A 728-nucleotide genomic window follows, 5' to 3' on the forward strand; every position below is an offset into this window, starting at 1 on the left:
GATCTCTTTTTCGATATGGCGCAGAACGGAGTTGATCGAGTCTTTGACCTTTTCGTCGGAAACGTCCAGACGATTAAGCTCCATTTGTTCCATTTCCTGAAGGTCATCCAGGCGGCGCACCATTGCTTTCAACTGGCGATATTTCAGCGGCTCAGGCGCCCATGGCCGAAGCTTTTGATCCTTTTCCCGAGCGAAGTCGGCGATCAGTTTCGCATCGCTTTTATCGGTCTTGATCCGGCGAAGTTCGCTGTCAGCGTACGCTTTGGTCGTAGCCGGGTTCACCACGCAGACCCGGAAGCCTTTGTTGTAAACGAACTCGGCGAGCTCCAAGTGGTAGACGCTGGTGGCTTCCATCACGATCAGGGCCGAACGCTCGACGTTTTTGTCTAGCCAAGCCTCAAACTCTTTGAAGCCCTTTGGATCGTTGGCCAGTTTGGCCTTGGTTTTGTGCTTGCCGTTGGGCAGGTGTGTAGCGATATCAAAGGTGTTCTTTGCGATGTCGACGCCAACGAAACCGGACATGATCGTTTCTCCACTTGTTCCCTGTTGTGATCATCACGTCACTCTGTCCAACCTTGCGAATGCGGGCTCTCGCCGGAGGCGGGCCCAAGATACCGTGCGAACTGTACGAGTGAGTGTGGAGGGCTGGAGCACGATCTACGTCACAGGCAACAAGCCTAAGGAGCTGCGCGGCTTCCAAGTCCCTCCCTCGATGATCAGTCGAGAAC

The 728-nt window shown here is 54.4% G+C and carries 1 protein-coding gene; it reads right to left on the reverse strand.

Translation table 11 applies throughout. The features are described from left to right. Positions 1-522, reverse strand: a 522-nt coding sequence (locus HU727_RS25495) for an IS110 family transposase (protein ID WP_217847156.1), incomplete at its 3' end; no start/stop codon positions are given. Between the last annotated feature and the right edge of the window lie 206 nt (positions 523-728).

Origin of the sequence: Pseudomonas khorasanensis (assembly GCF_014268505.2) — a bacterium.
Lineage (GTDB): Bacteria > Pseudomonadota > Gammaproteobacteria > Pseudomonadales > Pseudomonadaceae > Aquipseudomonas > Aquipseudomonas khorasanensis.